Raw genomic sequence first — 25,619 nt, forward strand, 5'->3', positions numbered from 1 at the left:
TTCTTCCGCTCCATATCCAAACTCCCGTTGACGAACCGGCCGAATATAACCGGCAAGGATCCCCTATGTCCGCACAACAGAAGAAACACCCCTTTGATTTCAAAACCCAATACAGGCTCGGCTTCAACCCGCAGGACGATGAGATCGTTGTCGACTTCTTCTGCGGTGGTGGCGGCGCCGGGCTGGAAATGGGCCTGGGTCGCACGGTGAATGTGGCGAAGAACCACAGCCCGCAAGCAATCAGCATGCACACCATGAACCACCCCGGCGCGCAGCACTTCACCACAGATGTATCCGAGGATGATCCGGACACCGAGTGCGGCGGCAAGGCCGTGGATGGTTCCACATGTCGCCGGGCTGCACGCACCTCTCCCAGGCAACCGGCGGCCAACCGCGCAATCGCGAGATCCGCAACCTGTCGTGGATCGGCAACAAGTGGGCAGGCATGAAGCGGCAACGGGTGATCAGCCTGGAGACCGTGAAACAGATCCTGCAATGGGGCCGTTTGATCGCCAAGCGCGACAAGGCGACCGGCCGCGTGGTGACTCTGGACTAGGTGCCGCACCCGACCAAAAAAGAGAAACCCACCAACCGAGTGGCCGCACCGGGCGAACAAGTGCCTGTGTCCAATCAGTTCTTGGTACCGGACCCGAAACAACGCGGTCGCACCTGGCTCGGCTTTGTTGCCCTGCTGGAACGCATGGGCTATGTCGTTGAGTGGAAGGTGATTAAAGAGCTGCCGCTCGGAAGGAATCTCGACAGGGCCAGGCTTAAGTGGGCAAAACTTGAAGCCAAGGCAAAGCCGGCTGACCTGAAAATCATGAAGGGAATTTTTGATAGGTACGAGAGAGACATTACCCCAAAGAGGGCGCCGCGGACGCAGAAAGACAATAAGGCGGAGCTCAAATAATTGAGTAAGGGCTTTGAAGGCGCGCTAGTCGACGCGATAACCCCATCTATGGTTGCACAATATCGCGATGCCAGGACGGCCACGACGCGAGCCAATCGAGAATCGCTCTACTGTCCCATGTATTCAACATGGCTAGAGATTGCCCGTGAAAAGGCAGTGGCTCTTGCGGCAAGCGAGGGCCGAGCGGGTGACGCGAAAAGATCCGGCAATTCCAGTTTAAGGGCATCAGGCCAAAAGCCGCGTCCGAGATTACAGATTTTGCCGATGCAAGTTTGCTCCAGGCCACTCAGATCAGGAGATTACCAAGCGTGTATATCGCCGCATCGGGGCAGTTGCCCAACTTGCCAATGAAATAGTTTCGGAACCCCTGCACTTTCCCACGGCCAATAAAAAACCCCGTAGACGTTAATCTACGGGGTTTTCAAGAGTGGAGGCCGAGGTCGGAATCGAACCGGCGTAGGCGGATTTGCAATCCGCTGCATAACCATTTTGCTACTCGGCCTCAAACGATCAATGCCCTAACCACTGGCACTCACCGCATAAAAACTTGAGTGGGCTGTAACAGCCTACCTCTACTCTAACTCATTGAATACATTGAAGTTTTTAATGCTTCGTTGCGTTCGATGGGCGCCATTATGTACGTATTTGCCAATGCGTGCAACCCCTTGATTTCAAAAATATTTCGTATTGGCATCAAGGGGTTGCGGGCCTGCCCTACTCCTTGATTCGCTGTTCCTGGTACTGCGGATCGGCCTTGATCTGGGCTTCGGTGAACGGTAACGGGCTGAGTTTTTTCTGGGAGAACGCTTGGGTCTGGTCCTTGGCGTGTGCGGAGGCTGGGTTGCTGGACAGGGAGAACGCCAGTACACCTTCGGCGCGGGGGCCTTTGTCGTCGAAGGTGACGATTTGCAGGTAGCTGCTGCCGCTGATGACTTCGCGTTTGCCGTCGGCGCGAGGCACGGTTTGCATGGCGTTGTAGATGCCGAGTTCCTGCGGGCCGCCGTGGATGGGGGTTTGGCCGGAAACCTGGATATCGCCCCAGGTGCTGGTGGCGGTCAGGCCGAGTTTGGCGACGTCGGCCGTGGAGGCCAGCATGGCTTGGCGCAGGGCTTTGGCGACGGGCTCGCGGTCGACGGCCAGGCCTCGTGGGGTGGTGAGCGGGTTGGCCGGGTCGAAGGCGACACGCCAGGCGTCTGGCATTGCCTGCAGGTGGTCCATCAGGTTGATGAAGTGCACCAGGCCCACGCCGCTGTTGAGGTTGGCGCGCTGGTCCCAGGCTTTGAGGCTGGTGCACAGCGGCTGCAATGGCGTGGCGTCTGCACCGAGATGCTTGGCGCAGAAGTCCAGCAGGTCGGGCATGACTTGGCCGGCCAGGTACACCTCGTTGTCCATCACCATGTTTTGCAGGTCAGCGACTGTAATCGGTTGCTGACCCAGGGATTGCAGGCGTTGCAGGGCGAAACGCGAGCGTGGGCCGAGGGCGATATTGTCCTGGCTGATCACCGGGGAGAACCCGGCCAGTGGCGCCTTGGGGTTGGCCAGCCAGGCAGAGTCGTTGGAGTGCTGCACGTAGTCGGTGCGTTCCAGTTGCGGCAGTTGGTCGGCGGGGAAGATGCCGGGCTGCGCCGCCTGCGAGTCGACGTCCCAGGCGCAGGCACTGTGGGCACCGTCGAGCATGATCATGCGCAGGCCTGCACGCGGGTCGCTGCACTGCGCCAGTTTGGCGGCGCTGACGTTGGGCACTACCGACAGGTTCATGTACAGGCTCTGGCCCTGGTCATCGGCCGCCAGTGTGTTGACCCATGGGATGCCTTGCAGGGTGTGCACCGACGTTTGCAGCGCCTTGAGGTTGGCGGCGCGATTCATCGCGTACCACTGTTGCAGCACGCGGTCGTTGCCCAGGTTGGCGTCGCGCAGGCTGAAGGCGTAGTGGTTGTCCCAATCCAGCTTACCCGGCCATTGCACCACGGGGCCGAATTGCGAGCTGTAGACGGTGTGGGATTGGGCCTTGAGGCTGCCGTCGGCTTGCTTGACCTGCACGCTCACCAAGGTTTTATCCAGCGGGATGGATTTGCCGTCGAGCATATAGCGGGTGGAATCCTTGGGGTCCAGCGTGAGGCGGTACAGCGTGAAGTGCTTGGACGTATCAACGGTATGGGTCCACGCCACGTGCTGGTTAAAGCCGATATTGATCACCGGCAACCCCGGCAGTGCAGCGCCCATCACATCCAGTTGCCCCGGAATGGTCAGGTGCATTTGATAGAAACGCATGCCGCCCACCCACGGGAAATGTGGATTGGCCAACAACATTCCACGGCCGTTAAAGGAACGATCACGCCCCACCGCCACGGCGTTACTGCCCCGGTCAAAACTGAAACGCTGCTGATGGGCGGCGGCCAGTTGGAACGCCTTGGCATCTGGCTGAACGCTGGCAGTCGCCTGAGGGGGTTTCGCCCCCACCAGGGCTTCGGCAAATTGGCCGACGCCGCCCTCTACCAACAACCTGCGGGTCAGTTTGACCAAATCCTCATCCACCAGCGGTCGCACCCAGCTGGCATGGCACTGCGCTGGCGCGCCCTGCTCTTTCAGGTAAAGGTTGTAGCCAGCCACATAACCTTCGATGCGCTGACGAATCTGCGAGGTTTGCGCCTTCCAGAACGCGCTCACAGCGTCGGGAGCATTGAGCCAGGTGAAAAACACGTCACTGGCGAGGTTGTTGCGTTCTTCGAGGGTTGCCTGGTCAGGGCCGAAATAGCGTGCGCGCTCGCCGTTCACGGTGACCACTTCGTTGGCCAGCAGACACAGATTGTCTTGGGCATAGGCATAACCAATCCCAAAACCCAGGCCACGTTCATCGTTGGCACGGATGTGGGGCACACCGAAACTGGTACGGCGGATCTCCGCCGAGGCCTGCGCCACCTGTTCCCGCGCCGATGCGGCCAGGCTCAACCCCAGCAACACCCCTGCTACGCACGCCCTGGACAACCCATTGGAAATAATCACGCAGACTCCACCGTCAAATTGAACATCCTCACCAGGGGCAACAACCCCACCGTAAGGACGCAAAAAGCCGGCAGCGATTTAGCGTCGACAGCGGTTTATTTAGTCCGATCGGGGTGTGACAAACCCGATACCGACAAAATTTCTACATCGATCACTTCATGATTTCCGTCGCTCGTTCGTCTTATTACGTAAGAGCGCTCATTTTTTTCCTGATCAGGCTCTGATAAGGAGTTTTTTGCATGTACAACCCGCCAGTGCCCACGGATGGACATTCACCGGCTGCCGACGCCACCTTTGGCAGCGGCGCACAAGCGTTCGGCAAGGCGCCCGAACAGCAAGGTAACCAGCGTATTCGCCACTTGCTCAAGTGCTTTGGCTTGCGTACCAGCCTGATTCGGCTGAAGGTCATCGACGCCCTGCTCACCGCGGCCGACAACCAACGCACCCTTGGGGTACGCGGTGTGCACAGCCATTTGCTGGAGCTGGGCATCCCGTTGTCGTTTCTCAGCGTGCGCGAGGTGCTAAAGCGCCTGTGCAGCGAGGGCGTGATCACCCTCAACGCGGATAAAAGCTACAGCCTCCATGAAGAGGCTGCCAAAGTACTCGACGGTCGCGACTGAACCCGCGCGTCAGAGCTTGACTTTGCGGCGCATGATGCCGTTGATCACTACAACGACCACCGCGACGGCAATGGCGATGGTCTGGAACGTTTTCTCGCTGATAACCCCGGTGTTCTGCAAGTAGGACAGGCCAAACATCGTCGCCAGTACTGCCAGGGCAATCAGAATCGAATATTTCAAACGTTGCTTTTGAGTCATGACGGGTTCCTGAACCTGAAAAAATGTATCCACTGTGTAACGCCGAACATGCCAAGCACCGATCCAGTGACAGGGATGGCGCAAGGCCGGCGGGATCTCATGTTACAGGCGATGCAAACATTTGGCTTGGTTTCAGCCGCGATATAACCCCGTGCCTGGTCGAGCGCACAACGCCACCAACCAATCCACGAACACCCTCACCCGCTGTGACAACTGCCGATGCGGCGGATACAACGCCGACAGCGCCATTGTCGGCACCGCCACGCCAGGCAACACCTCCACCAACGAACCCTGCGCCAATTGACGCCTGGCGTGGTAATACGGCGCCTGGATCAGCCCATACCCGGCCTCGCAGGCCGCAAAATATCCATCCGAACTGTTGACCGCTACCCGCTTGGGCAGATTGATGGGCCGCACTTCGCTACCGATCTGAAACTCCAGGCCATAGCGTTTACCGCTGGCACTGGACACGTACTCGACCATCTGATGCCTGGCCAGGTCGTCGATGGCGTGCGGGACGCCCATGCGTTGCAGATACTCCGGGCTCGCCAGGGTGAGCTGATCCATCTGTGCCAAGGGGCGCGCCACCAGGGACTCATCCAAGGCCAGCCCACCTCGCAACACGCAGTCCACGCCTTCGCGGATCAAGTCCACCGGGCGGTCGTTAAGGCCGATCTCCAGTTCGATCTGCGGATAGCGCGCGGTAAAAGTCGGCAATGCCGGAATCACGATCAAACGCCCAATGCCCGACGGCATATTGATGCTCAACGTGCCGCGTGGATTTTGCCGCTGGGTGGAGAACACCGCCTCGGTTTCCTCCAGGTCCGCGAGCAAACGTACACAACGCTGGTAATACGCGGCGCCGTCCAGCGTCGGGCTGACCTGGCGCGTGGTGCGCTGCAACAGTTGCACCCCGAGGTGCACTTCCAACTGTTTGATCAGGATGGTGACCGACGCGCGGGGCATTTGCAGGCTGTCGGCGGCCTTGGCAAAGCCGCCCAGTTCGACGATCCGAGTGAATACACGCATCGCGTTAAAACGGTCCACGGGGCGGTTCCTCATTCAATTGTTTAGATAATACGAATAGTGATAGTGCTTTTAGCCGGTTTATCCCGATTTTGTCGAGGGTAACAATGGACGTCTTCCCCACATCAGGAGCTGAACCCATGCAAACCCGTCAACTCGGCATCAACGGCCCCCATGTCAGCGCCATCGGCCTTGGCTGCATGGGCATGACCGACTTCTACACCACCGGCAGCGATACCGCCGAGGCCACTGCCACCCTGCACCGCGCCCTCGAACTGGGGGTGAACTTCCTCGACACTGCTGATATGTACGGCCCCCACACCAACGAACAGTTGATCGGCAAGGCCATCGCCGGCAAGCGCGACCACGTGTTCCTGGCGAGCAAGTTCGGCATCCTGCGCGATCCGGCAAACCCCGCGTTGCGCGGCGTCAACGGCCGCCCCGAGTACATTCGCGATGCGATCAACGGCACCCTGCAACGACTGGGTGTAGAAACCCTGGACCTCTACTATCAGCACCGCATCGACCCCGACGTGGCCATCGAAGAAACCGTCGGCGCCATGGCCGAACTGGTGCAGCAGGGCAAAGTGCGTTACCTGGGGCTGAGCGAAGCCTCGGCCGCGACCCTCGAACGTGCGCACAAAGTGCATCCCATCAGTGCGCTGCAAAGCGAATTCTCCCTGTGGAGCCGCGACCAGCAAGACAACGGTTGCCTTGCAGCCTGCCAACGCCTGGGTATTGCCTTTGTGCCCTACAGCCCGCTCGGCCGGGGCTTCCTCACCGGGGCATTGAAAAGTCCGGAAGATTTTGCCGCCGATGACTACCGGCGCTTCAGCCCGCGCTTCCAGGGCGAGAACTTTGCGAAAAACCTGCAACTGGTCAAACACGTCCAGGTATTGGCCGCAGACAAAGGTGTCACCGCCGGCCAGTTGGCACTGGCCTGGGTCTTGGCCCAAGGCGATTACATCATCCCGATTCCCGGCACCAAACAGCGCAAATACCTGGAAGAAAACGTCGCTGCGGTTTCACTCCAACTCAGCCCGGCTGAGCTGGCCGCACTGGAGGCGATCTTCCCTGCCGACGCCCCCGCCGGCCTGCGTTACCCGGTGGAGGTGATGGCGATGCTGAATATCTGACGATCAAGACGGCCTGATAAATGGCTGAAACACTCCCGTGCAATGTGCGGGAGTGGGACTATTCTGACAGTTCCTAGTCGCCACACAGGAGGTGTGCCATGCGCGCTGCCGAGCAATCGGTCCGCTTGGAGCGGATCAGTCAGGAACGCTTTATCCAGGCCCCTATCGATGCCGTTTATGACTACGTGACCCAGCCGGACCGCTGGCACGAATGGCATCCCACGTCCCTCAGTGCCGACACCGGCACCACCGGGTCACTCCCCGCCGGTACGCGGTTTACCGAGTTTATCGACCTGCTGGGAGTACGCGTGCCCATGAGTTATCGCGTGCAGATCGCGCGCCGCCCCGCTGAATTCAAGACGGTGTTTACCTCCCTGGCCGTCGACGGTTCAATCCATTACTTCCTGCTGGCCCATCAAGGCGGCACGTTATTCAAGCGCGTCTTGACCTACGAAACTGAACTGCAAATGGCCACCTTGCACGAACGCATGATCGAACTCTCGGCCATCGCCCTGGACCAGCTCAAGCATCGGCTGGAAAACCCGCCGTTTGTATAATTTGGAAACACTCCTACCCTGTGGGAGCTGGCTTGCCTGCGATGAGGTCGTCATGATCGCCCCGTTCTGACGACAACCTCCGACCTGCGAGCTCCACTATGAAAAACCCAGTGCGCTTGGCCCTGCTTTCAGCCCTCTTCACCACCACCCTGGCCCAGGCCGCCGACCTTATCCCCATCGACGTGCACCGCGATGCCAACTGCGGCTGCTGCAAGAAGTGGATCAGCCATCTGGAAAGCAACGGTTTCAAGGTCAATGACCATGTAGAAGCCGATATGAGCGCCGTCAAGCAACGCCTCGGCGTGGCACCCCGCCTGGGCTCATGCCATACCGCCGTGATCGACGGCAAATTCGTCGAAGGCCATGTACCCGCCGAACAGGTCTTGGCCCTGCGCAAGCGCAATGACCTGCTCGGCATCGCCGCGCCGGGCATGCCCATGGGTTCCCCCGGCATGGAAGTGGAAGGCCGCAGCGAGGCCTATCAAGTCATCGGCTTGACCCGCGAGGGTAAAGACGTGGTGGTGGCTGACTACCCGGCGCAATGATCGCAGGTTACCTGGGGTTGTTCATCGCGGCGTTCGGCGCCGCGACGTTGCTGCCCTTGCAGTCGGAAGCCGTGCTGGTGGGCCTGCTGGTCAGCGGGCATTACAGCCTGTGGCTGCTGCTGGGCATTGCCACCCTGGGCAATGTGCTTGGCTCAGTGGTCAATTGGTGGCTGGGGCGCTGGGTGGAGCACTTCAAAGAAAGGCGCTGGTTTCCGGTGAGCGACAAGCAGTTGGACAAGGCCCGGAGCCACTATGCACGCTGGGGGCATTGGACCTTGTTGCTCAGTTGGGTGCCGATCATTGGTGATCCGCTGACCTTGGTGGCCGGCGTGATGCGTGAGCCGTTATGGCGGTTTCTGCTACTGGTGACGCTGGCCAAAAGCGTGCGCTATGGCGTGCTCGCAGCCTTCACCTTGCAGTGGGTGTTAATCCCCAGTTAATCCCCTCCCAACAGCATCCAGGCACCCTTTCCGGAGCCCAGCCGATGCCTTTGACCCGTGCTTTTTGTATTGCCGGCCTGCTGTCCGCCAGCGCCATGCCCGCCTTCGCCGCCACCTACGGTCCCGAGCTGCAAGGCTTCCAATACCCCTACCCCGTCGAACACTTCACCTTTGAATCCCAAGGCAAATCCCTGCAAATGGGCTACATGGATGTCCCGGCAAAAGGCAAACCTAACGGCCGCAGCGTAGTGCTGATGCACGGCAAGAATTTCTGCGGTGCCACCTGGGAGGATTCGATCAAAGCCTTGAGCGACGCGGGCTACCGCGTGATCGCGCCCGATCAGATCGGCTTCTGCACGTCCAGCAAACCCGATCATTATCAGTACAGCTTCCAGCAATTGGCGATCAACACCCATCAGTTGTTGGAAAAACTCGATATTCAAAAAGCCACGATTATCGGTCACTCCACGGGCGGCATGCTTGCGACCCGATACGCCCTGCTTTATCCCGGCCAAACCGAGCAGCTTGCGCTGGTGAACCCCATCGGCCTGGAAGACTGGAAAGCCCTGGGCGTGCCCTATCGCAGCGTCGACCAGTGGTACGAGCGCGAACTCAAACTCAGCGCCGACGGCATCCGCAAATACGAACTCAACACTTATTACGTCGGCCGCTGGAAGCCCGAGTACGAGCGCTGGGTCGATATGCTCGCCGGCCTCAACAGCGGCCCCGGTCACACACAGGTCGCATGGAACTCGGCGCTGATTTACGACATGATCTTCACCCAGCCGGTGTACTACGAGTTCAAGGACTTGCAGATGCCAACCCTGATGCTGATCGGCACGTCCGACACCACCGCCATTGGCAGCGATATCGCGCCACCTGCGGTCAAGGCCAAGCTCGGTCACTATGAGGTGCTGGGCAAACAAGTCGCCAAGCTGATTCCCCACGCAACCCTGGTGGAGTTTCCTGGCCTGGGCCACGCGCCACAGATGGAAGAGCCGGCCCAGTTTCATAAAGCACTGTTGCAGGGTTTGAACGCCCTTTAATCCAACCTTTTTCGAGGCACTCGTGAATGTCGGTACAGATCGCGGTCATTGATGATTGGCAAGATGTGGCCAGTAGCGTGGTGGATTGGTCGGCCCTTGAGGCGGTGGGCCAGGTGCATTTCCTGCACGACTACCCGGCAGAGACGGCCGTGATGATCGAGCGGTTGAAGGGGTTCGACGTCATTTGCGTGATGCGCGAGCGCTCCACGTTCGACAAGGCCCTGTTGCAGGGCCTGCCCAAGCTCAAATTGCTGGTGACCGGTGGCATGCGCAATGCGGCTGTCGATATACCGGCGGCCAAAGCCCTGGGCATTACGGTCTGCGGGACCGACAGCTATAAACAGGCGGCGCCGGAATTGACCTGGGCACTGATCATGGCCTCGACCCGTAACCTGCTGGCCGAAGCCAACTCGCTGCGTGCCGGTGGTTGGCAGGTTGGCTTGGGTGGCGACCTGTATGGCAAGACCCTGGGGGTTCTGGGCCTGGGCAGCATTGGCGGGAAAGTTGCGCAATTTGCTCAGGTGTTCGGTATGCGCGTGATTGCCTGGAGTGAAAACCTTACCCCGGAACGTGCGGCAGAACAGGGCGTGACCTGGGTCAGCAAACAGGAACTGTTCAAGCAGGCCGACATCCTGAGCATCCACCTGGTACTCAGCGAGCGCAGCCGTGGCCTGGTGGATGCCGAAGCGTTGGAATGGATGAAACCGAGCGCACGCTTGGTGAATACGGCGCGTGGGCCGATTGTGGACGAACAGGCGCTGATCCAGGCACTGGAAACGGGGCGTCTGGCGGGGGCTGCACTGGATGTGTTCGCCGAGGAGCCTTTACCGGCGGATCACCCTTTCCGTCGCTTGCCCAATGTACTGGCCACGCCCCACGTGGGCTATGTGAGCGAGCGCAATTACCAGCAGTTCTATGTGCAGATGATCGAGGACATCCAAGCCTGGGCCAACGGCGCGCCCACTCGTGTGCTTGGCTAACGCACCATCGCGGCGCACAAAACCATGTAGTGAGCGGGCTTGCCCCGCGCTGGGGGGCGAAGCCGCCCCAAATCCATCCACCTCGGTCTATCTGAAACACCGCAGCGCTTGGGTTTAGGGCGGCTTCGCCCCCCAGCGCGGGGCAAGCCCGCTCACTACAATTCTGTGCGTGTTTTCAAAGCTGCATATGGTTACAAGTTTTTTGTCCTACAAAATCTTCTCACAAAGCCTACAGGCTCTAGGATCTGGCCTAGACTCATGACCGATGGGTCCGATTGAAAACAAAAACCCCGCAAAAAATCGAAACTTTCCAACTCTGCCGCAGGTCCAGTTTTAAGGTAAGGCGAGCACGCGGCGTTCGGCGCCGATGGCCGTCCATCCAATCTTTTTTCGCAATCCGTGCAACTGGCATACGCCTTGCCAGTTTGTACAGTGCTTGTGCGCCTGGCCGCAGGATGCGGTCACTCGGAGCTAGTGGCAGCGGGCCATTAGCCGACCAACAAATGGGAGTGCATTATGATCAGTGCCGCAGTAGATACTCAGGGAGAGCGTTTTAGTCAGCCGGCAGGGGGACCGACTTCGTTGGCCGACCTGCCCAACACTGTGCGGCCGATCGTGAGTCAGAACCCCAATCGCAAGAAAGTCCTGTTCGTTACCTCGGAGTTCGCCGACCTGGTGAAAACCGGCGGCCTGGGCGACGTGTCCGCGGCCCTGCCCCGCGCCATGGCTCATCTGCACGATGTACGCGTACTGATCCCCGGTTACCCGCAAGTGATGGAAAGCGACAACCCGATCCACATTATCGGCGAGCTGGGTGGCCACGCCGCGCTGCCGCCGTGCAAGATCGGGCGCATGGACCTCAAGGATGGCCTGGTCGTCTATGTGCTGATCTGCCCTGAACTCTACGAGCGCGAAGGTACGCCCTACGGCGCCAACAATGGCCGCGACTGGCCGGACAACCATATTCGCTTCGCCCGCCTGGGTTTGGCAGCGGCCGACATCGCCGCCAACCTTGCACAGATTCACTGGTGCCCGGACCTGGTGCACGCTCACGACTGGCCCGCCGGCCTGGCCCCGGCCTATATGCACTGGCGTGGGTCACGCACACCGACGCTGTTCACCATCCATAACCTTGCGTACCAAGGCGTGGTCAGCCTGGCCTCCACACCCGAGCTGGGCATCCCGCCCCATGCCCTGCAACAGGAAGGCATGGAGTTCTACGGCAAGATGTCGTTCCTCAAGGCGGGCATGGCGTACTCCAGCCATATCACCACGGTGAGCGCCACCTATGCCCAGGAAATCACCACCCCGGAATTCGGCTGCGGTCTCGATGGGTTCCTCGCCAGCAAGACCCAGCAAGGGCTACTCAGCGGCATTCCCAACGGCATCGATGAGAGTTGGGAAACCTCCACGGACACGCACCTGACCCACAACTTCAATATTGGTGACTGGGACGGCAAGGCGGTCAACGCCGCCCATGTGCGCGAGCTGTTTGGCCTGCATGACTCTACCGGTCCGCTGTTTGCGGTGGTGTCGCGCCTGGTCTATCAAAAGGGCCTGGACCTTACCGAAGCCGTTGCCAGCTTTATTGTCGAAAATGGCGGCCAGATCGCGATTATCGGCCGTGGCGAACCGGAAGAGGAACAAGCCATGCGTGAGCTGGCCCTGCGCTTTCCCGGGCAGGTGGGTGTGCGTATCGGCTTTAACGAAACCGACGCCCGCCGCATGTTCGCCGGCAGCGACTTCTTGCTGATGCCTTCGCGCTACGAGCCATGCGGGCTGAGTCAGATGTACGCCCAGCGTTTCGGCTCACTGCCGGTGGCGCGCAATACCGGCGGGTTGGCGGACACTATCGAGGATGGCGTGACCGGCTTCCTGTTCAACGAGTCCAGCGTAGAAAGCTACGAAGAGGCCCTGAGCCGAGCGTTCAAGGTCTTCTCTTTCCCGCGCCTGCTCAACGCCATGCGCTGCCGGGCCATGACCCAACCCTTCAACTGGTGCCAGGCGGTAGAACCCTACGCCGAACTGTACGAACAGCTGGTGGCTAAAGCCCTGGGGAAATCCGCGAAATAACCAAGGGAGGTCTCTATAGATGCCGTCACGGACTCTGGAAACCTGGCCCCACGGCGCAATCATGCTGGACGCGCAACACACGCGTTTTGCCTTGTGGGCGCCAGACGCGTTTTATGTCAGCGTTGAATTGGAAGGCGGCCGTTCGGTCGCCATGCTGCCCCAGCCGGAAGGCTGGTTTGAAACCGAAATATCGTGCCCGGCGGGCACGCGCTACCGCTACAACATCGACGGGGAGCAGGACGTTCCCGACCCGGCCTCCCGCGCCCAGGCTTCGGATGTACATGGCTGGAGCGTGGTGGTCGATCCCCTCGCCTATCCATGGCGCCACAGCCAGTGGCAAGGCCGCCCCTGGCACGAAGCGGTGATCTATGAATTGCATGTTGGTGCCCTTGGCGGTTATGCAGGGGTGGAACGCCATTTACCGCGCCTGGCCGAGCTGGGTGTCACCGCGATTGAGCTGATGCCGCTGGCGCAATTTCCGGGCGCGCGCAATTGGGGCTACGACGGTGTGTTGCCTTACGCCCCCCAAGCCTCGTATGGCTCCCCCGAACAACTCAAGCACCTGATCGACACCGCCCACGCGCACGGCATAGCGGTGATGCTCGACGTGGTCTACAACCACTTCGGCCCCGATGGCAATTACCTCGGCCGCTACGCCAAAGGCTTCTTTCGCGAAGACGTGCACACGCCATGGGGTGCAGGCATCGATTTCGACCGTCGCGAAGTGCGCGACTTCTTCCTCGATAACGCCCTGATGTGGCTGTTGGAATACCGCTTCGACGGACTGCGCCTGGACGCGGTGCACGCCATCGATAACCCGGGATTCTTGAAAGAACTGGCCGAGCGTGTACGCCAACAAGTGGACACCGGTCGCCACGTCTGGCTGGTGCTGGAAAACGAATTCAACCAGGCCAACCTGTTGGAGCACGATTTTGATGCCCAGTGGAATGACGACGGCCACAACGCGCTGCACGTGTTGCTCACCGGCGAAACCGACGCCTACTACAGCGACTTCGCCGCCGACACGACGGCCAAACTCGCCCGTTGCCTGGGCGAAGGGTTTATCTATCAGGGCGAGTCCACCCGCCATGGCCATACGCGTGGCTCGCCCAGCGCGCACTTACCGCCCAGCGCGTTCGTGCTGTTTTTGCAGAACCACGACCAGATCGGCAACCGCGCCCTGGGTGAGCGCCTGCACCAACTCTGCTCGCCCCAGGCGCTCGTGGCCGCGACCACGTTGTTGCTGATGTCGCCGATGATCCCGCTGATGTTCATGGGGGATGAAGTCAACGCCAGCGAGCCTTTCCTGTTTTTTACCGACCACCACGGCGACCTCGCCGAAGCAGTACGTGAAGGCCGGCGCAGCGAGTTCGCCGACTTTGCCGCGTTCAAGGACCCCGAGCGCCGCGAGCGTATTCCCGACCCCAACGCCGCCACCACCTTCCAGCACTCTGCCCCCTCGTTTAACGACTCTGCACACACCCAGCTCTACCGCGAGCTATTGAACCTGCGCCACCGCCACATCGTCCCGCACTTGCCGGGCAGCGTGGCATTGGGCGCTCATGTATTGGCGGACGCTGCTGTCACGGCCCGTTGGCGCCTGGGCAACGGCAGTGTGTTGCAGATCGACTTGAACCTGAGCGCCACCGCGCTGGACAGCCCAACACCTGAGCACCTGTTATTCGCCACGCCTGCCAACCAGGGCGCACACCTGCCGCCCTACAGCGCACGCGTCACCCTATCCCCTGTTGGAGAGCACTCTTGAGCGAAGCGAACCTGGACATCCTCGCCAGCCGTGCGGGCCTGGCCGTCGATTGGATCGACGCCAACGGCCGCCCGCAACGCGTGGAACCCGACGCCCTGCGCGCCGTCCTCAAAGGCCTGGGCCATCCGGCCGACAGCGCCGCCGATATCAACGCCAGCCTGCTTGAGTTGGAACAGGCGCAACAAGACAAGCACCTGCCGCCGCTGATGACCATCGACAGCGGAGAAGGCCTCGACCTGGTGCGCTACTTCGAACCCGACACACCCTGCCGCGTCAGCCTCGAAGACGGCGAAACCCTTGAACTGCGCCTGGACGGCGATGGCGTACTGCCCGGCGTGGTCGCCCTCGGCTACCACCGCGTGCATATCAACGATCAGGTCTTCACCCTGGCCGTCGCCCCCACCCATTGCTACAGCGTGGCCGACGCCGTCGACAGCCACCCCGCCCGCGCCTGGGGCCTCAGCGCCCAGCTGTATAGCCTGCGCCGACTGGGCGATGGCGGCTTCGGCGATACCCTGGCACTGGAACACCTGGTGCGCTCGGCGGCTGAGCGCGGTGCCGACGCCTTGGCCATCAGCCCGATGCACGCGATGTTCAGCGCCGACACCGGGCGCTACAGCCCCTATTCGCCGTCCAGCCGGTTGTTCCTCAACAGCCTGTACGCGTCTCCGGCGTGTATCCTCGGTGAACGTGAAGTGCGCAACGCCATTGAAGCCATTGGTTTGGCGGATGAGCTGCACACCCTGGAACAGCTCACCTTGATCGACTGGCCCGCCGCCGCCCAGGCCAAACAACGGTTGTTGCGCGCGCTGTATGAAGACTTCCGCCAGGGCCAGCACCCGCAACACGCCGACTTCCTCAGCTTCCGTCAAAACGGTGGCGAAGCCCTGGAAAACCATTGCCGCTTCGAAGCCTTACAAAGCGTGCGCGCCGCTGCGGGCGATGATCTCGATTGGCGACTTTGGCCTGAGGAACTCCGTACCCCACAAAGCCCCGTCCTCGCCCGTTTCGCCGACGAGCACCCCGATGAAATCGGCTATTTCGCCTTCTGCCAATGGCTGATCGCCCGCTGCCTGGAACGTGCGCAACAAGCCGCCCGTGGCAGCGGCATGGGCGTCGGCCTGATCGCCGACCTGGCCGTCGGTGCCGACGGTGGTGGCAGCCAGGCCTGGAGCCGTCAGGATGAACTGCTCGCCGACCTCACCGTGGGCGCGCCACCGGATATTCTCAACCGCGCGGGGCAAGGCTGGGGCATTTCCGCGTTCTCCCCCGAAGGTTTGAAGCGCAACGGTTTTCGCGCCTTTATCGAAATGCTGCGGGCCAACTTCGCCCATGCCGGCGGCTTGCGCATCGACCATGTGATGGGCCTGCAACGCCTGTGGGTGATCCCCAAGGACGCATCGCCCCGTGAAGGCGCCTACCTGTATTACCCGGTGGACGACCTGCTGCGCTTGCTGGCATTGGAATCCCACCGCCACCAGGCGATTGTGCTCGGTGAAGACCTCGGCACCGTACCCGACGGCCTGCGGGAAAAACTCATTGGCCGCTCGATCCTCGGCATGCGCGTGCTGCTGTTCGAACAAAATCACGACGGCCAGTTCAAGCCGATCCTCGACTGGCCAGACAACGCCCTGGCCACCACCAGTACCCACGACCTGCCCACCCTCAACGGCTGGTGGCACAGCCGCGATATCGAATGGAATATCCAGCTTGGGCTGATCGATGCGCCCACCGTGGAACAGTGGAGCGAACACCGCCTGCGTGAACGCCAGGCATTGCGCCAGGCACTGAGCCAGGACCCGCAGAACTTCGTCGATGAGATCCGCAACGACACCGACCATATGATCGACGCCAGCGTGCGCTACCTCGGCCATACCCGCGCACCCTTGGTGCTGCTGCCATTGGAAGATGCGCTGGGCATCGAAGAACAAGCCAACCTGCCAGGCACCCTCGACACCCATCCCAATTGGCGGCGGCGCCTGCCGGGTGAAGCTTCCGCCTTGCTCGACAACGACAACGCGGCGCGCCGCCTCGAACTGCTGGCCGTGGCCCGCAACCAAGCGCACGAGCGTGACCGATGAAGACCTTGCCGCTGCGCGCCACCCAACGGCTGCAATTTCATAAAGGCTTTACCCTGGACGATGCGGTGCCGCTGGTGCCGTACTTCGCCAAGCTGGGCATCAGCCATCTGTACGCCTCACCGTTGCTCAGCGCCCGCGCGGGCTCCATGCATGGCTACGATGTGGTCGACCCGACCCGCGTCAACCCGGAGCTGGGTGGCGAAGGGGCACTGCGCCGGCTGGTTGCCACACTGCGTGAACACGACATGGGGCTGATCCTCGATATCGTCTCCAACCATATGGCCGTCGGCGGCGCCGATAACCCGTGGTGGCTGGACTTGCTGGAGTGGGGCCGCCTGAGCCCCTACAGCGAATTCTTCGATATCCAGTGGCACTCACCGGACCCCTTGCTCAAGGGCCAACTGCTGATGCCGTTTCTCGGCAGCGATTACGGCGATGCCCTGCAGGCCGGCACCGTGGTGTTGCGTTTCGATGCGCAACACGGCGCGTTTTACGTCGAGCATTACGAACACCGCTTCCCGATCTGCCCACGGGATTACGCGATGATCCTGGGCCACGGTGAACTGCTCAAACCTTTGTCTGAACGCTTCAGCGCCCTCGCCTACCAGGACGATGCCTACCACGAAGCCGCCTGGCTGAAACAGGCGCTGGCCGAGCGCGCCACCGAACGCAGTGTGCTTGAAGCCATCGAACAGCAACTGGCGACCTTCGACTTTGACCGCCTGCACGGATTGCTGGAACAACAGACCTACCGCCTCGCCAGCTGGCGTACGGCGGCAGACGATATCAACTGGCGGCGCTTCTTCGACGTCAACGAGCTAGGCGGGCTGCGGGTTGAACGCAGTGCGGTATTCGAAGCCACCCACGCGAAGATCTTTGAGTTGATCAGCGCAGGCCTGGTGGATGGTTTGCGTATCGACCATATCGACGGGCTGGCCGACCCACGGGGTTACTGCCGCAAACTGCGCCGCCGGGTGGACTCGCTGTCGCCGCAGCGGCACTTGCCGATCTTCGTCGAGAAAATCCTCGGCGAAGGCGAAACCCTGCGTGAAGACTGGCAAGTCGACGGCACCACCGGCTACGAGTTCATGAACCAGCTGTCGTTGCTGCAACACCATCCGGACGGTTTCGAACCGCTGGCCGACTTATGGACCCGCCATAGCGAACGCCCCTCGGGGTTTATCGAAGAGGCGCGCCTGGCCCGCCAGCAGATCCTTAACGGCTCCCTCGGCGGCGACTTCGAAAGCGTGGCCCAGGCCCTGCTGCAAGTGGCCCGCGACGACGTAATGACCCGCGACCTGACCCTGGGCGCGATTCGTCGTGCGTTGCAGGAATTGATCGTGCACTTCCCGGTGTACCGCACCTATATCAGCGCCCGTGGCCGCAGCGCCGCCGACGACGCAGTGTTCCAGCAGGCCATGGACGGCGCACGCACCACGTTGGGCGAAGGCGACTGGGCGGTGCTCGACCACCTGCAAAAATGGCTCGGCGGCCAAGCCTGGCGCCAGCGCCCGGTGGGTCGCGAGCGCAAGATCCTCAAGCATGCCTGCGTGCGCTTCCAGCAACTGACCTCGCCCGCTGCCGCCAAGGCCGTGGAAGACACCGCGTTCTACCGCTCGGCGGTGCTGCTGTCGCGCAACGATGTGGGGTTCAGCACCGAACAATTCAGCGCGCCGCTGGCCGAGTTTCACGCGGTCAACCAGCAGCGCTTGCAGGCATTCCCGGATAACCTGCTGGCCACCGCCACTCACGACCATAAACGCGGTGAAGATACCCGCGCACGCCTGGCGGTCCTGAGTGAGTGCGCGCCGTGGTTTGCGGAACAGGTGGAACATTGGCGGGCGCTCGCTGCCCCCTTACGCAGCGAAACCAGCCCTTCGGCGGGCGATGAACTGATCCTGTATCAGGTGCTGCTGGGCAGTTGGCCGCTGGACCTGACCGATGACTTCGCCGGCTACCAACAGCGCCTCTGGCAATGGCAGCAAAAAGCCCTGCGTGAAGCCAAGTTGCAGAGCAGCTGGAGCGCGCCCAACGAGGCCTATGAACAAGGGGTCGAAGCATTCCTGTCACGCCTGTTGCTCAGCGCCGAAGGTCACGCGCTGCGCACGGCCATCGGCAACACCGCCCAACTCATCGCCCCGGCGGGAGCGCTTAACAGCCTGGCGCAAACCTTGCTTCGCATCAGCGTGCCGGGGGTTCCGGATTTGTACCAGGGCGATGAGTTCTGGGACTTCTCGCTGGTGGACCCGGACAACCGGCGCCCGGTGGACTTCCACGCTCGACAACAGGCGTTGGACACCCCACCGGATATCGGCGAACTGTTGTTCAACTGGCGCGACGGGCGTATCAAGCAGGCGTTGATTGCCCAGGGATTGGCCATGCGCAAGGCCCATCCCGAACTGCTCCGCAGCGGCGTCTATACACCGCTGGAGGTGGTCGGCAAACACGCTGCGCATGTGGTCGCGTTCTGCCGTGAATACGGCGGCAAATACCTGTTGGTGGTGGTGCCGCGCTGGCCCCATCGCGTGCTGGAAAACGGTGTATTCCCCCAGATCAATGCGCAGGTTTGGGGCGATACACGGGTAAAAATACCGTTCGCCGCGTCAACGCAAAACTGGAAGGGACTTTTTCATACAGGCGCAGTCACACCCAACAAGGAGCTGTTGGTCAGCGCTGCCCTGGGGGATTTCCCGGTCAATGTCTTTATCAATCCTGATGATCAAGAAAGCTGAAATTTTCTGTGAGGAGCATTGTGATGAGTACTGAAGACAAACGCATACGCGAGCTGGCACATCAGATCTGGGAGTCCGAGGGCAAACCCCATGGCGAAGACGCGCGACACTGGGAGATGGCGCGCAAACTGGCGGAAGCCGAAGCGCTGACGCCGAGCAAACCCAAAGCCGCGGCCAAGCCAAAGGCTGCACCGAAGGCCAAACCTGCTGCCGCCAAGCCTGTCGCAGAGAAGAAGCCCAAGGCCCCGCGCAAGCCCGCCAGCTGAACACACATCCCTTGTGGGAGCGGGCTTGCTCCCACAAGGGGATCGCATTCCAACCTGATCACTCACTGGCATCCAGTCGGCACGGCCCCGTTCGGCCCGAAAAACACCCTTGCAGGAGCATCTAAATGAGCAAACCCGATATAACCCCACCGGCACCGAGCAACGAGCCGTCGCGGATTCGTGAAGGTTTGCCCTTCCCCCTCGGCGCCACGTGGGATGGCCTGGGGGTCAACTTTGCACTGTTTTCCGCCAACGCCACCAAGGTTGAGCTGTGCCTGTTCGACGATGCCGGCGAAGTGGAACTGGAACGCATCGAACTGCCCGAATACACCGATGAGACCTTCCACGGCTACCTGCCCGACGCCCACCCTGGGCTGATCTACGGCTATCGCGTCTACGGCCCTTATGACCCGGCCAACGGCCATCGCTTCAACCACAATAAATTGCTGATTGACCCCTATGCCAAGCAATTGGTGGGGTCGCTTAAATGGTCCGAGGCACTGTTCGGCTATACCATCGGCCATCCCGACGATGACCTTAGCTTCGACGAACGCGACAGCGCACCGTTCGTGCCCAAATGCAAAGTGATCGACCCCGCACATACCTGGGGCAACGACCAGCCGGTGCGAGTGCCGTGGGACCGCACAATCATTTATGAAACCCATCTGCGCGGCATCAGCATGCGCCACCCGTCCGTGGGCGAGTCGGTGCGCGGCACGTGTGCCGGGTTGATGGAAGACGATGTGCTCAAGCACATTCGCCAATTGGGCATTTCATCGGTGGAGTTGTTGCCGGTGCACGCCTTCGTCAACGACCAGCATCTGCTGGAAAAAGGCATGACCAACTATTGGGGCTACAACAGCATCGCGTTTTTCGCCCCGGACCCGCGCTACCTGGCCAGCGGCAAAATTGCCGAGTTCAAGGAAATGGTTGCGCACCTGCATGAACAGAAGCTCGAGGTGATCCTCGATGTGGTTTACAACCACACCGCCGAAGGTAACGAGCGCGGCCCAACCCTGTCGATGCGCGGCATCGACAACGCCTCGTACTACCGCCTGATGCCTGACGACAAGCGCTTCTACATCAACGATTCCGGCACCGGCAACACCCTGGACCTGAGCCACCCCTGCGTGCTGCAAATGGTCACCGACTCGCTGCGCTATTGGGCGACAGAAATGCACGTCGACGGTTTCCGCTTTGACCTGGCGACCATTCTCGGTCGCTACCGTGACGGTTTTGACGAGCGCCATAGCTTTCTGGTCGCCTGCCGCCAAGACCCGATTCTGCGCCAGCTGAAACTCATCGCCGAACCGTGGGACTGCGGCCCTGGCGGTTATCAGGTGGGTAATTTCCCGCCGGGCTGGGTGGAATGGAACGACCGCTTCCGCGACACAGTCCGCGCCTTCTGGAAAGGCGATGACGGCCAACTCGCCGACTTCGCCGCACGCATGACCGCCTCGGGCGAGATGTTCAACCACCGTGGACGCAGGCCATACAGCTCGGTGAACTTCATCACCGCCCACGACGGTTTCACCCTGCATGACCTGGTGTCGTACAACGATAAGCACAACGAAGCCAACGACGAGAACAACCAGGACGGCAGCAACAACAACCTATCGTGGAACCACGGCGTCGAAGGCCCCACCGATGACCCGGAAATCAACGCGCTGCGCCTGCGCCAGATGCGCAATTTCTTCGCCACGCTGCTGTTGGCCCAAGGTACGCCGATGATCGTCGCCGGTGATGAGTTCGCCCGCACCCAGCATGGCAACAACAACGCCTATTGCCAGGACAGCGAAATCGGTTGGGTCAACTGGGACCTGGACGACGACGGCAAGGCACTGCTCAAGTTTGTGAAACGCCTGATCAAGTTGCGTTTGACCTACCCGATCCTGCGCCGTGGCCGCTTCCTGGTGGGTGACTACAACGAAGACATCGGCGTGAAGGACGTTACCTGGCTGGCGCCGGACGGCAATGAGATGACCATCGAGCAGTGGCAAGACAGCCATGGCCGTTGCCTGGGCATGTTGATGGATGGCCGCGCCCAGGAAACCGGCATCCGTCGTCCCGGTGCCGATGCCACCTTGTTGCTGGTGGTGAACGCCCACCACGACATGGTCAATTTCCGCCTGCCGCCGGTGCCCGAGGGTGGCTTCTGGACGTGCATGGTCGACACCAATCAAACCTCGGTGCGCGGCCAGGAACGTTTCGAGTTCGACCACGAATATGCGGTCACCGGTCGCTCGCTGCTATTGTTCGAACTGCAATATGAGGGAGAGGAATGACATGGCACTGCATGGCTTCCTTCAAGGCTACCGGGGTTACGCGAACACGCAGGCCCTGGGCGAGGCCCTGAGGGCGCTTCAGGAGGAAGGCCTGGACCAACTGCCCCTGCCCGGCAGCGGGCAGACGTTGGAGCGCTTCAGCCGCCTGGCCCAGGTCGCCGGGCATGACCTGCGCTTGTGCAAGCTGTTCGAAGGCCATACCGACGCGCTGGCGATCATCGCCGAATTGCACAGCCCGCTGCCGCCGTTGGGCAGTACCTGGGGCATGTGGGCGGCTGAACCTCCGACGGCGAAGGTGCGCATTCGGCATGAAGGCCCGCGCTTGATACTCGATGGGCGCAAGGCCTGGTGCTCCGGTGCGGCGGTGGTCAGCCACGGTCTATTGACCGCGTGGGACGAGCAGGATCGCCAACAGTTGGTGGCGGTGCAGATGGACCAACCCGGCATTACCGTCACCGAAGACGGTTGGCAGGCGGTTGGCATGGCGGCCACCGGCAGTGTCGAAGTCGTGTTCGCGGGCGCCAGTGGGATTGCGGTCGGCAGCCCCGGCGACTACCTGGCACGCCCTGGTTTTTGGCAAGGCGGCGTTGGCATCGCCGCGTGCTGGTATGGCGCGGCCCAGCGCCTGGCGGAAGTGCTCCGTGAACAGTGCAGCAAGCGCCCGGAACCCCATGCGCTGGCCCATCTGGGTGCCGTCGACAGCGCGTTGAACAGTGCCGCTTGCGTGCTGCGGGCGAGTGCGGAACAGGTCGACCAGGACCCCAAGGCCGATGCCAGGCAACTGGCCCAGCAAGTTCGGGCCAGCATCGAGGATACCGTTGAACAAGTGATGCGCCATGTTGGCCGCGCCGTGGGGGCTGGCCCCTATTGCAAGGACCCGCATTTCGCCCAGTTGATGGCAGACCTGCCGGTGTACGTGCGCCAGAGTCATGCCGAGCGCGACCTGGCCGCCCTGGGTGAACAGGTGGCCGACGACTCCACAGGGAGGTGGCAACTATGAAACCCAATCCGATTGTGGGCCAGGGCACGCCGTTGCATCGCTGGCAGGCTTCGACGCAGATTGCGCAACTGCCGCAGGTCAGCGTCGAACAGTTGGTCCCCGAGGGCCATCGCGCGGTCATCATCGCACCACACCCGGACGACGAGATACTCGGTTGTGGCGGTCTTATGCAGGGCCTCGCCGCATTGGGCCGGCCGATCCAACTGATCTCGGTCACCGACGGCAGCGCCAGCCACCCCGGCTCGCGACGCTGGCCGGTGGAACGTTTGAGCGTGGTGCGTCCGCAGGAATCGGCCCAGGCGCTGCATCGTCTTGGCCTGCCCCTGCACAGTGTGAAATGGCTGCGCGCAGGTTTTACCGACACAAAGGTCGCCGAGCGCGAGGAGGCCTTGGCTGCGTTTATCCAGCACCACCTCAAACCCACGGATGTGGTGTTCACCACCTGGCGCGAAGACGGCCACTGTGACCACGAAGCTGTCGGTCGCGCCAGCGCCCTGGCCGCGCTGACCGTGGGCGCCACCTTATATGAATTGCCCGTGTGGACCTGGCACTGGGCGACCCCCGAAGACCGCCAGGTTCCCTGGCATCGCGCACGTAAAATCCCGTTGAGCTGCGAAGCGATCGCCCGCAAGCGGCATGCCATTCATGCGTTTGCCAGCCAATTGGAGGGCGACCCGCAGATCGGCTTGCCACCGGTGCTGGCCCCCTATGTGGTCGAGCGCCTGCTGCAACCTTTTGAGGTGGTGTTTGCATGAGCGTGACCACGCCCTACTTCGACCAACTGTTTGCCGGTAACGATGACCCGTGGGCCTTTCGCCAACGCTGGTATGAACGCCGCAAACGCGCCATGACCCTGGCGATGCTCACCCGGCCACGCTATGCCTCGGTGTTCGAGCCGGGCTGTGCCAACGGTGAGCTGAGTTGTGAGCTGGCGCCGCGTTGTGATCGGCTGCTGTGCTGCGATACCGCCGCAGCCGCCGTGGGTTTGGCGCGCAACCGTCTGTTGGGTTTTCCCCACGTGCACGTCCAGCAGAGCTGTTTGCCCGCGCAATGGCCGACGGGCCAGTTCGATCTGATCGTCCTGAGTGAGCTGTGTTATTACCTCGACCGCGACGACCTGGGTCGACTGATTGAGCTGGCCCTGGACAGCTTGGCCGACGATGGGCAAGTGCTGGCGTGCCATTGGCGCCCGGCCATTGAAGGTTGCCCACAAACGGCCGGGCAAGTGCACGAGATGCTCCAGGAGCGCCTGGATATGGCCCTGTTGGCCAGGCACCACGAAGATGACTTCCTTCTCGACCTGTGGGGCCGCGACGGCACCTCGGTCGCCACTTTAGAGGGCCTGCGATGATCGGCATTCTGATCCCGGTGCATAACGAAGAAGACTTGCTGGGCGAGTGCCTTGAAGCGGCGTTGATTGCCGCTCATCATCCGGGCCTGTTGGGCGAACCGGTGCAGATTCTGGTGGTACTCGACAGCTGTAGCGACGCCAGTGCGGAGATTGCCCAGACCTTTGCGGTTGAGCGCCTGGAGCTGCACGTGCGCAATGTGGGCCATGTACGCGGAGTCGGTGCACGGCATCTGCTCAACCAGGGCGCGCGCTGGATCTCGTGCACCGATGCCGACAGTCGTGTGGCCCCGGATTGGCTGGTGGCGCAGTTGGCGCTGGAAGCCGATGCCGTGTGCGGCACCGTGACGGTGGATGCCTGGAGCGAGGGCTTCGACCCGGCAGCGCAGATTCGCTATCACCAGGCCTATCAGGCTCACGACGGTCATCGCCACATCCATGGTGCCAACCTCGGCATCAGTGCGGGTGCCTACGTGCGGGCCGGAGGATTTGAGCCGTTGGCGTGTCATGAAGATGTGCAATTGGTGCGCGACCTGGAACGCAGCGGCGCCCTCATTGCCTGGAGCCACAGCCCGCAAGTGGTCACCAGTGCGCGATTGGCGTCGCGGGCTCAAGGTGGTTTTGGTGATTATTTGCGGAGTCTGTTGCAGGCTTCATAAAAAACGCCGTGGTTTCATGTAAAAGCGCCGAAACCTTGTCTATGCTCAGGACGCCTTGCTGGTAATCCAGGGTTGGATTATCACGCAACCATCGCAGCGGAGCCTGTGGTGGAAAAAAGAGCGTCGTCCCGTCAACGGGGTACGACCCCGCATCATTCGACAAGGACGTGACACCCATGAAGCCTGCCTCGTTAAGCGACGGCCGCCGCGGCCCGGCGCAAATCTGGAACAGCGCGCCGCAGTTGGCGCAAATCCCCCCTATCGCGGCCAGCACGCTTGTGCCGCCGGGTGCACGCGTGGTGATCATCGCGCCTCACCCCGGTGACGAGGTGCTGGCCTGCGGCGGCTTGCTGCAACTGCTCAGCACCCTGGAACACCGGCTGCAACTGATCTCCATCACCGACGGCAGCGCCAGCCATCCAGGCTCCCATGCATGGCCGGCCAGCCGCTTGAGCGTGGTGCGCCCCCAGGAAAGTGCCGAAGCGCTGCGTCGCCTGGGCATGCCGTTGCACAGCCTCAAATGGATACGCGGTGGTTTTTGCGACAACGCCCTGGCCGCCCGTGAGCCGCAACTGTGCCAGTTCATTGCACGTTATCTGCAGCCTGGCGATGTGGTGTTTTCCACTTGGCGCCACGATGGCAATGATGACCATGACACGGTCGGCCGCGCCAGCGCCAAGGCTTGCAGCCTGGTGGGCGCGCAGCTGTATGAGTTACCGATCTGGGCCTGGCACTGGCCTGCCCGCGACGGCGCAGTGATTCCCTGGCAACGGGCGCGCAAGGTACGCCTGGACACCTGGAGCGTAGCGCGCAAGCTCCATGCGGCCCATGCGTACGCCAGTCAGTTGGTGGGCGATCCCGAAATCGGCTTGCCACCCATGCTCGCCCAAGTACTCCTGGAGCGCATGCGCGAACCGTATGAGATCGTGCTTTCGTAGCCCCTGACTCG

21 protein-coding genes, 1 tRNA gene and 1 pseudogene are annotated in these 25,619 nt (G+C 61.6%); 19 read left to right on the top strand and 4 right to left on the bottom strand.

Features of this window, described 5'->3' with window-relative positions; all coding sequences use genetic code 11:
• Positions 1–65 precede the first annotated feature (65 nt).
• Positions 66–772 (top strand): annotated as a pseudogene (locus DYL61_RS19145) (DNA cytosine methyltransferase); the annotation flags it as partial.
• Between the two features lie 566 nt (positions 773–1,338).
• Here the strand turns inward: DYL61_RS19145 and DYL61_RS19155 are convergent.
• Both DYL61_RS19155 and pvdQ read right to left on the bottom strand, forming a co-directional pair.
• Positions 1,339–1,412 (bottom strand) — tRNA-Cys (locus tag DYL61_RS19155).
• A gap of 212 nt (positions 1,413–1,624) precedes the next feature.
• A complete protein-coding gene (gene pvdQ / locus DYL61_RS19160; protein ID WP_135309621.1) occupies positions 1,625–3,913 on the bottom strand; it encodes a bifunctional acylase PvdQ in 2,289 nt (762 codons plus the stop codon).
• Positions 3,914–4,152: 239 nt separating this feature from the next.
• Here pvdQ and DYL61_RS19165 point away from each other — a divergent pair, with 239 nt between their 5' ends.
• Entirely contained in the window at positions 4,153–4,533 is a 381-nt protein-coding gene (locus DYL61_RS19165) for a fe2+ zn2+ uptake regulation protein (protein ID WP_135309622.1), read from the top strand.
• 9 nt (positions 4,534–4,542) lie between these two features.
• On the opposite strand, the gene DYL61_RS19170 is transcribed toward DYL61_RS19165, so the two are convergent.
• Both DYL61_RS19170 and DYL61_RS19175 read right to left on the bottom strand, forming a co-directional pair.
• Positions 4,543–4,731: a hypothetical protein gene (locus DYL61_RS19170; RefSeq protein ID WP_010210250.1), complete on the bottom strand. Its 189-nt coding sequence runs from the start codon at positions 4,729–4,731 to the stop codon at positions 4,543–4,545.
• A 132-nt stretch (positions 4,732–4,863) separates the two neighbouring features.
• Positions 4,864–5,778, bottom strand: coding sequence for a LysR family transcriptional regulator (locus tag DYL61_RS19175; RefSeq protein WP_135309623.1), 915 nt, complete (start codon positions 5,776–5,778; stop codon positions 4,864–4,866).
• A 119-nt stretch (positions 5,779–5,897) separates the two neighbouring features.
• On the opposite strand from DYL61_RS19175, the gene DYL61_RS19180 reads away from it, so the two are divergent.
• From DYL61_RS19180 to DYL61_RS19260, 17 genes are all read left to right on the top strand, one after another.
• Entirely contained in the window at positions 5,898–6,893 is a 996-nt protein-coding gene (locus DYL61_RS19180; protein ID WP_135309624.1) for an aldo/keto reductase, read from the top strand.
• Positions 6,894–6,991: 98 nt separating this feature from the next.
• Positions 6,992–7,450 (top strand): SRPBCC family protein, encoded by a 459-nt coding sequence (locus tag DYL61_RS19185; RefSeq protein ID WP_135309625.1) that lies wholly within the window; start codon positions 6,992–6,994, stop codon positions 7,448–7,450.
• 98 nt (positions 7,451–7,548) lie between these two features.
• A complete protein-coding gene (locus DYL61_RS19190) occupies positions 7,549–7,995 on the top strand; it encodes a DUF411 domain-containing protein (protein WP_135309626.1) in 447 nt (148 codons plus the stop codon).
• On the top strand, positions 7,992–8,435 hold the full coding sequence (locus DYL61_RS19195; RefSeq protein ID WP_135309627.1) for a YqaA family protein: 444 nt from the start codon (positions 7,992–7,994) through the stop codon (positions 8,433–8,435). Before DYL61_RS19190 ends, DYL61_RS19195 begins: the two co-directional genes overlap by 4 nt.
• A gap of 44 nt (positions 8,436–8,479) precedes the next feature.
• Positions 8,480–9,481, top strand: a complete 1,002-nt coding sequence (locus DYL61_RS19200; RefSeq protein WP_135309628.1) for an alpha/beta fold hydrolase — start codon at positions 8,480–8,482, stop codon at positions 9,479–9,481.
• A gap of 26 nt (positions 9,482–9,507) precedes the next feature.
• On the top strand, positions 9,508–10,461 hold the full coding sequence (locus DYL61_RS19205; RefSeq protein ID WP_135309629.1) for a D-2-hydroxyacid dehydrogenase family protein: 954 nt from the start codon (positions 9,508–9,510) through the stop codon (positions 10,459–10,461).
• Positions 10,462–10,977: 516 nt separating this feature from the next.
• Positions 10,978–12,534 carry a glycogen synthase GlgA gene (gene glgA / locus DYL61_RS19210; protein ID WP_135309630.1) on the top strand — a complete coding sequence of 519 codons (1,557 nt, stop codon included), beginning with the start codon at positions 10,978–10,980 and terminating at the stop codon, positions 12,532–12,534.
• Positions 12,535–12,553: 19 nt separating this feature from the next.
• Positions 12,554–14,299: a malto-oligosyltrehalose trehalohydrolase gene (gene treZ, locus DYL61_RS19215; protein WP_135309631.1), complete on the top strand. Its 1,746-nt coding sequence runs from the start codon at positions 12,554–12,556 to the stop codon at positions 14,297–14,299.
• On the top strand, positions 14,296–16,380 hold the full coding sequence (malQ, locus tag DYL61_RS19220; protein ID WP_135309632.1) for a 4-alpha-glucanotransferase: 2,085 nt from the start codon (positions 14,296–14,298) through the stop codon (positions 16,378–16,380). Before treZ ends, malQ begins: the two co-directional genes overlap by 4 nt.
• Positions 16,377–19,112 (top strand): malto-oligosyltrehalose synthase, encoded by a 2,736-nt coding sequence (locus DYL61_RS19225; protein WP_135309633.1) that lies wholly within the window; start codon positions 16,377–16,379, stop codon positions 19,110–19,112. The genes malQ and DYL61_RS19225 overlap by 4 nt, the downstream gene beginning before the upstream one ends.
• Positions 19,113–19,135: 23 nt before the next feature.
• Positions 19,136–19,378 carry a DUF2934 domain-containing protein gene (locus tag DYL61_RS19230; protein WP_135309634.1) on the top strand — a complete coding sequence of 81 codons (243 nt, stop codon included), beginning with the start codon at positions 19,136–19,138 and terminating at the stop codon, positions 19,376–19,378.
• Positions 19,379–19,503: 125 nt separating this feature from the next.
• Positions 19,504–21,663 (top strand): glycogen debranching protein GlgX, encoded by a 2,160-nt coding sequence (gene glgX / locus DYL61_RS19235; RefSeq protein ID WP_135309635.1) that lies wholly within the window; start codon positions 19,504–19,506, stop codon positions 21,661–21,663.
• Position 21,664: 1 nt separating this feature from the next.
• Positions 21,665–22,663, top strand: coding sequence for an acyl-CoA dehydrogenase family protein (locus DYL61_RS19240; RefSeq protein ID WP_135309636.1), 999 nt, complete (start codon positions 21,665–21,667; stop codon positions 22,661–22,663).
• Positions 22,660–23,418 carry a PIG-L deacetylase family protein gene (locus DYL61_RS19245; protein WP_105699447.1) on the top strand — a complete coding sequence of 253 codons (759 nt, stop codon included), beginning with the start codon at positions 22,660–22,662 and terminating at the stop codon, positions 23,416–23,418. The genes DYL61_RS19240 and DYL61_RS19245 overlap by 4 nt, the downstream gene beginning before the upstream one ends.
• Positions 23,415–24,014 (top strand): SAM-dependent methyltransferase, encoded by a 600-nt coding sequence (locus DYL61_RS19250; RefSeq protein WP_135309637.1) that lies wholly within the window; start codon positions 23,415–23,417, stop codon positions 24,012–24,014. Before DYL61_RS19245 ends, DYL61_RS19250 begins: the two co-directional genes overlap by 4 nt.
• Positions 24,011–24,670, top strand: a complete 660-nt coding sequence (locus tag DYL61_RS19255; RefSeq protein WP_135309638.1) for a glycosyltransferase family 2 protein — start codon at positions 24,011–24,013, stop codon at positions 24,668–24,670. The genes DYL61_RS19250 and DYL61_RS19255 overlap by 4 nt, the downstream gene beginning before the upstream one ends.
• A gap of 176 nt (positions 24,671–24,846) precedes the next feature.
• Complete coding sequence (locus DYL61_RS19260) at positions 24,847–25,608, top strand: PIG-L deacetylase family protein (protein ID WP_135309639.1); 762 nt, start codon at positions 24,847–24,849, stop codon at positions 25,606–25,608.
• Positions 25,609–25,619: the final 11 nt, after the last annotated feature.

This window comes from Pseudomonas nabeulensis, from assembly GCF_004682045.1.
Taxonomy (GTDB): Bacteria; Pseudomonadota; Gammaproteobacteria; order Pseudomonadales; family Pseudomonadaceae; genus Aquipseudomonas; species Aquipseudomonas nabeulensis.

What these genes read in the sequence shown, in the direction of transcription:
- DYL61_RS19165 (WP_135309622.1), top strand. Translation starts at nt 4,153, where the DNA reads ATGTACAACCCGCCAGTGCCCACGGATGGACATTCACCGGCTGCCGAC.
- DYL61_RS19170 (WP_010210250.1), bottom strand. Translation starts at nt 4,731, where the DNA reads ATGACTCAAAAGCAACGTTTGAAATATTCGATTCTGATTGCCCTGGCA.
- DYL61_RS19180 (WP_135309624.1), top strand. Translation starts at nt 5,898, where the DNA reads ATGCAAACCCGTCAACTCGGCATCAACGGCCCCCATGTCAGCGCCATC.
- DYL61_RS19185 (WP_135309625.1), top strand. Translation starts at nt 6,992, where the DNA reads ATGCGCGCTGCCGAGCAATCGGTCCGCTTGGAGCGGATCAGTCAGGAA.
- DYL61_RS19190 (WP_135309626.1), top strand. Translation starts at nt 7,549, where the DNA reads ATGAAAAACCCAGTGCGCTTGGCCCTGCTTTCAGCCCTCTTCACCACC.
- DYL61_RS19195 (WP_135309627.1), top strand. Translation starts at nt 7,992, where the DNA reads ATGATCGCAGGTTACCTGGGGTTGTTCATCGCGGCGTTCGGCGCCGCG.
- DYL61_RS19200 (WP_135309628.1), top strand. Translation starts at nt 8,480, where the DNA reads ATGCCTTTGACCCGTGCTTTTTGTATTGCCGGCCTGCTGTCCGCCAGC.
- DYL61_RS19205 (WP_135309629.1), top strand. Translation starts at nt 9,508, where the DNA reads ATGTCGGTACAGATCGCGGTCATTGATGATTGGCAAGATGTGGCCAGT.
- glgA (WP_135309630.1), top strand. Translation starts at nt 10,978, where the DNA reads ATGATCAGTGCCGCAGTAGATACTCAGGGAGAGCGTTTTAGTCAGCCG.
- treZ (WP_135309631.1), top strand. Translation starts at nt 12,554, where the DNA reads ATGCCGTCACGGACTCTGGAAACCTGGCCCCACGGCGCAATCATGCTG.
- DYL61_RS19225 (WP_135309633.1), top strand. Translation starts at nt 16,377, where the DNA reads ATGAAGACCTTGCCGCTGCGCGCCACCCAACGGCTGCAATTTCATAAA.
- DYL61_RS19230 (WP_135309634.1), top strand. Translation starts at nt 19,136, where the DNA reads ATGAGTACTGAAGACAAACGCATACGCGAGCTGGCACATCAGATCTGG.
- glgX (WP_135309635.1), top strand. Translation starts at nt 19,504, where the DNA reads ATGAGCAAACCCGATATAACCCCACCGGCACCGAGCAACGAGCCGTCG.
- DYL61_RS19240 (WP_135309636.1), top strand. Translation starts at nt 21,665, where the DNA reads ATGGCACTGCATGGCTTCCTTCAAGGCTACCGGGGTTACGCGAACACG.
- DYL61_RS19245 (WP_105699447.1), top strand. Translation starts at nt 22,660, where the DNA reads ATGAAACCCAATCCGATTGTGGGCCAGGGCACGCCGTTGCATCGCTGG.
- DYL61_RS19250 (WP_135309637.1), top strand. Translation starts at nt 23,415, where the DNA reads ATGAGCGTGACCACGCCCTACTTCGACCAACTGTTTGCCGGTAACGAT.
- DYL61_RS19255 (WP_135309638.1), top strand. Translation starts at nt 24,011, where the DNA reads ATGATCGGCATTCTGATCCCGGTGCATAACGAAGAAGACTTGCTGGGC.
- DYL61_RS19260 (WP_135309639.1), top strand. Translation starts at nt 24,847, where the DNA reads ATGAAGCCTGCCTCGTTAAGCGACGGCCGCCGCGGCCCGGCGCAAATC.